Source organism: uncultured Campylobacter sp. (assembly GCF_937997465.1).
Taxonomy (GTDB): domain Bacteria; phylum Campylobacterota; class Campylobacteria; order Campylobacterales; family Campylobacteraceae; genus Campylobacter_A.
The window spans coordinates 1-5021 of record NZ_CALKTQ010000183.1; the positions used below are offsets into that span (position 1 = coordinate 1).

Genomic DNA, 5021 nt, shown 5'->3' on the forward strand with positions numbered 1-5021 from the left:
CTCGATATGATCGCCCTTTGAGGCGTTTTTTATAGTTTCTTGATTGCGCTTGCCGTGCGGCGCAAAGACGAAAGTATATGGCATCGGCTCGCCGGCCAAAAAGCCCGTCTCGTAGATCTCGTTCGCCTCTTTTTCGTTCATCAGACGGTTAAATTTGCTAAAAATTTGATTTTCTATGAGATCAAGCGCGCCAAAAGCCTCGTCGTTTATCCAAACGGCGTTATTTTTTCTTGACGACGTCATATTTTTTCCTCTTTTCCCAAAGCGATTTGCGCGAGATGCCTAGCTTTTTGCTAAGCTCGGTGTCGGGGTATTTGTCCTGATAGTTTACGATGATGTGCTTGATGTAGTCGTCGATCGTCAAAATTTCGTCGATTTGAAAATTTTTCTCATCGCTTGTGATGTTTAGCGTCTCCATCGGCGTCTCTTCGTTCGGATTGGTCGAGCTTGCGATGATCTTGCGTTTGGCGGCGAGAGATACGATCTGATTTTTGGCCTCTTGGCGTAAAATTTGAAAATTTGAAAAGTACAAAAGCGTGCGCGGATTTGCCGCAGCTATTGCCTCCACGTCGATTCCGGGTTCTAGCGGGACGTATTTGAAGCTCAAATTTAGCGCCTTTGCGTACTCAAAAACAAAGTTATCGGCGTTTATCATTTTATTGCACTTTATAAGAAGCGGCAGCTTTATGCGCTTAAAGTCGAAATTTAGCGCCGAAACCGCCTTAAAATGATAGTTTAAGTAGTCCTGATAGGTCTTTATAAATGTCTGCAGCCGCCTAAACTCCTCAAAATGCTTGATCTTTCGTACCAGCTCCTCGATCATAAACGGCTTTTGTATGTAGTCGCTCGCACCAGCTTTTAGCGGGATCGAGACGGTGTCGTTGCTGATATAGGTGATGAGCAGGATGACGACGGAGTCTTTAAATTTTTGTATGATTTTTAGCGTCTCGTCGCCCGCAAACGCGCTAGAGAGCAACACCACGTCAAAGTGCACGTCCTTGCCGCCCTCCTTTGCCCTCTGCCCAGGCTCGCTTTTCATCGCCTCCGTCGCGCTCCTTGCGATCTCGCACTCATAGCCTAGATTTTCTAGCTTTGAGGCGATGCTTTGGGCTAGGTAGATTTCGTTTTCTATTATCAAAACTCTCATTTTTTTACTTTCGTCGTTTTATTTTTGCGTCCAGTCGTAAATTTTTAGACTCGCCGACGCCGTGGCGGCTATGCCCTCGCCCCGCCCCGTAAAGCCCAGCTTTTCGGTCGTCGTGGCCTTTACGTTTATGCGGCTCGGGGTTAAATTTAACGCATTTGCGATGTTTATTTCCATCGCTGATTTAAATTTACTAAGCTTTGGCCTCTCAGCTATGACGGTGACATCGGCGTTAATAAGCTCAAAACCGACGCTTTGAACGAGCCTATATGCTTCTTTTAGTAACATAGCAGAGTCCGCACCCTTAAATTTATCGTCGGTATCTGGGAAATGTTCGCCTATATCGCCCAGCCCGGCCGCTCCTAGCACCGCGTCTATGAGCGCGTGGATAGCTACGTCGCCGTCGGAGTGAGCCTTTAAATTTCGCTCGAAAGGGATTTTCTCGCCGCCGATTGTTACGAAACTTCCCTCTTTTTTATCTTCTTCAAAGGCATGCACGTCAAAACCGTTGCCCACGTAAATTTCGCTTGACGGCGCACCAAGGCCGCAAATTTTAGAAAGGTCGTCTTTAAATGTGATTTTTCTAGCGTTTTCATCGCCTTGCACGTACCAAATTTTACCGCCCGCAGCCGCTATCGCCGAGCTATCGTCGGTGTAAATTTGACCTGATTCAAGCGCGCTTTTTAGCATCGCCGTGCGCGAGAGCTGCGGAGTCTGGATGAGCTTGATCTGCTCTCTATCGACGGCCTGGGAGCCCAGATAAACGGTATCTGGCACTTTTAGCGCAGGTACAACGCAGTCGGCGTTTTGGATGCCGCCTATGATGCGCGAGAAAAGCTCGGCGCTAATCATCGGACGAGCGATGTCGCTAACCAAAACAAATTCGCTTTGAACGAGCTTAAGAGCGTTTTTTAGGCTATCTTGACGGGTCGCGCCACCTTTTACGAAGCGATACGTTGGGGCAAATTTGCTCATATATTTTTCCTCGTTTGAGGCGATGATTATCTCTTTAAAAGCGTAGTGCGAGCTTAAATTTTTAGCCGCAAAGAGCCATAACGGATCGCTTCCGACGCGCAACCACTGCTTTTTAACGGGCATTTCAAAACGACTGGAGCTTCCGGCTCCGAGCATTATCAGCGTAACGTCTAGCAAAATTTCTCCTTTGGCGAAGTGTTACGATATTATACATCCCAAAAGCTTGTTTTTATCTTTTTTGAGTAAGATTAGAACCAAAATTTTAAGGAGCGAAACATGAAAGAATTTCGGGTCAAATTTGACTCCGCCGACAAAACTCCGACGCAGATGTACTACGCTAAAAAAGGCGTCATAACGCCCGAGATGAACTACGTAGCGCAGGCTGAAATGCTAGATCCCCAGCTCGTTAGAAGCGAAGTCGCCGCGGGCAAAATGATAATCCCTGCCAACATCCATCACGAAAATTTGCTCCCGATGGCGATCGGCAGAGAGGCAAAAACCAAAATCAACGCAAATATCGGCAACTCAAGCCTAAGCAGCGATATCTGCGCCGAGCTTGAAAAGCTGCAAATTTGCCTAAAATACGGCGCCGATACGGTCATGGATCTAAGCACTGGCGGCGATCTAGATGCCATTAGAAGCGCGATAATCGCAAACTCGACCGTCCCCATAGGCACCGTGCCGATGTATCAGATCATCCACGATATAAAAGAGGTCGAAAATTTGAAGGCGGCGGACATCCTAAAAACGCTCGAAAAACAGGCGCGCCAGGGCGTTAGCTACTTTACTATACACGCGGGCTTTTTGCTTAAATTTATGCCGCTAGTCGCAAAGCGAAAGATGGGTATCGTTAGTCGCGGCGGTAGCCTAACTGCTAGCTGGATGATGCATCATCATAAGGAAAACCCATTTTATGAGGCCTTTGATGATATTTTAGAAATTTGCGCCGCTCACGACGTCGCGCTCTCCCTTGGCGACGGCTTGCGCCCCGGCTGCTTATACGACGCGACTGATGAGGCTCAGCTTAGCGAGCTGCGGGTTTTAGGCGAGCTCGCGCTACGCGCATGGGAGAAAAACGTGCAGGTGATGATCGAAGGACCGGGTCATATTCCTTTAAACCAAATAGAGTATAATATGAAAATCGAACGCGAGCTGTGCCACGGCGCGCCATTTTACGTGCTAGGGCCGCTACCTACGGACATCGGTGCGGGGTATGATCATATCACTTCGGCTATCGGTGGGACGATGGCGGCCTTTTACGGAGCCTCGATGCTGTGCTACGTGACGCCTAAAGAGCACCTTGGTTTGCCCAACGCAAACGATGTCAGAGATGGCATCGTAGCGCATAAAATCGCCGCTCACGCAGCCGACGTCGCGCTAGGCAAGGCTGGAGCCATAGAGCGCGATCACGCGATGAGTGACGCTAGATACGCTTTTGACTGGAATAGGCAGTTTGAGCTAAGCCTGGATCCCGAAAGAGCACGCGATCTACATGACGAGAGCTTGCCGCAAGAGTCGTTTAAAAAGGCGGAATTTTGCTCGATGTGCGGGCCTAAATTTTGCGCGTATAAAATTTCAAAAAATCTAATGAAGGAGAAAAATGTTAAGTAAAGAGGATGTCTTAAATAGGCTAAAAGGCGTGATATATCCGGGCTTTGAGAAAGATATCGTGAGCTTTGGATTCGTAAAAAACGTCGAAATCGGCGAGAAAATTTTAATCGAGGTCGAGATCGTAAGCTCAAATCCAGACGTAGCAAACGAGCTGCGAACCGACATAAAGCGCGTGATGGGCTCAAACGAGTGCGTCATAAACATCATACAACCAAAAATCCCCGAGGAAAAAAGCAACAGCCAAAGCGGTAAAAACATCGCTCCGCAGATCAAAAATTTCGTAATGGTAAGCTCGGGCAAAGGCGGCGTGGGCAAGAGCACTACGACGTTAAATTTAGCTATCTCGATGGCAAAGCTAGGCAAAAAAGTAGGCATCCTAGACGCCGATATCTACGGTCCAAACATCCCAAGAATGCTCGGCGAAGTAGGCACGCAGCCGCAAGTCGTCGGCAACAAGCTAAAACCGATCTTAACTCACGGCGTCGAGATGATGAGTATGGGCGTGCTAATGGAAGAAGGCATGAGCCTTATCTGGCGCGGCTCGATGATAATGAAAGCTATCGAGCAGCTACTAAAAGACGTATTTTGGAGCGAGCTAGACGTGCTGTTTCTCGATATGCCTCCCGGAACGGGCGACGCGCAGCTAACTTTAGCTCAAAGCGTGCCTGTGACGGCCGGCGTGTGCGTCACGACTCCGCAAGTAGTGGCGCTTGATGATAGCAAGCGCGCGCTAGATATGTTTGAAAAGCTTCACATACCGATCGCAGGCGTGATAGAAAATATGAGCGGATTTATCTGCCCTGAAAGCGGCAAGGAGTATGATATATTCGGCAAAGGCACGACCGAGGAAGTAGCAAAAGCCTACAGTACCGAAGTGCTAGCCGAGATACCTATCGAGCCTGCCGTTAGAGTCGGCGGAGATAGCGGCAAGCCGGTGAGCTTTTATGAGCCAAACTCAGTCACGGCTAAACGCTACGAAAAAGCGGCGGCTAGGCTGTGGGAGATAATTGAAAATATCAACAACGAGGGCGGCGCGGACAACTCGTCTATCCAGCCCGTGATGGACGGCAAGAGCGCTTGCTCGAAGTAAAATTTAAAACCTAAAGCCCGAATTTGATCAAATTTGGGCTTTAACTCTCGCAAATTTACAAATTTAGGAGAACGACGATGAAAGCGATCGTAACGGTGATCGGTAAGGACAAGGTTGGCATTGTGGCGGGCGTTTCGGCTAAGCTAGCGCAGCTTGGGCTAAACATAGACGACATCAGCCAGACGGTTTTAAACGAGTTTT

5 protein-coding genes and 1 pseudogene are annotated in these 5021 nt (G+C 48.5%); 3 read left to right on the forward strand and 3 right to left on the reverse strand.

What is annotated here, in order from left to right:
* From Q0546_RS05945 to Q0546_RS05955, 3 genes and pseudogenes are all read right to left on the reverse strand, one after another.
* Positions 1–243: pseudogene (locus Q0546_RS05945) on the reverse strand (sulfate adenylyltransferase); the annotation flags it as partial.
* Positions 221–1147 (reverse strand): response regulator, encoded by a 927-nt coding sequence (locus Q0546_RS05950; RefSeq protein WP_298057120.1) that lies wholly within the window; start codon positions 1145–1147, stop codon positions 221–223. The gene Q0546_RS05950 and the pseudogene Q0546_RS05945, both read right to left, overlap by 23 nt.
* A gap of 18 nt (positions 1148–1165) precedes the next feature.
* Positions 1166–2296 carry a bifunctional 2-C-methyl-D-erythritol 4-phosphate cytidylyltransferase/2-C-methyl-D-erythritol 2,4-cyclodiphosphate synthase gene (locus Q0546_RS05955; RefSeq protein WP_298791408.1) on the reverse strand — a complete coding sequence of 377 codons (1131 nt, stop codon included), beginning with the start codon at positions 2294–2296 and terminating at the stop codon, positions 1166–1168.
* Positions 2297–2395: 99 nt separating this feature from the next.
* Here Q0546_RS05955 and thiC point away from each other — a divergent pair, with 99 nt between their 5' ends.
* The 3 genes from thiC to Q0546_RS05970 form a co-directional block, all read left to right on the forward strand.
* On the forward strand, positions 2396–3730 hold the full coding sequence (gene thiC / locus Q0546_RS05960) for a phosphomethylpyrimidine synthase ThiC (protein ID WP_298791409.1): 1335 nt from the start codon (positions 2396–2398) through the stop codon (positions 3728–3730).
* Entirely contained in the window at positions 3720–4820 is a 1101-nt protein-coding gene (locus tag Q0546_RS05965; protein WP_298791410.1) for an Mrp/NBP35 family ATP-binding protein, read from the forward strand. Before thiC ends, Q0546_RS05965 begins: the two co-directional genes overlap by 11 nt.
* A gap of 77 nt (positions 4821–4897) precedes the next feature.
* Positions 4898–5021 (forward strand): ACT domain-containing protein (locus Q0546_RS05970; RefSeq protein WP_298791411.1); only part of this gene is annotated, 124 nt, incomplete at its 3' end.

Coding starts and splice junctions, on each gene's coding strand:
- Q0546_RS05950 (WP_298057120.1), bottom strand. CDS start 1,147: ATGAGAGTTTTGATAATAGAAAACGAAATCTACCTAGCCCAAAGCATC.
- thiC (WP_298791409.1), top strand. CDS start 2,396: ATGAAAGAATTTCGGGTCAAATTTGACTCCGCCGACAAAACTCCGACG.
- Q0546_RS05965 (WP_298791410.1), top strand. CDS start 3,720: ATGTTAAGTAAAGAGGATGTCTTAAATAGGCTAAAAGGCGTGATATAT.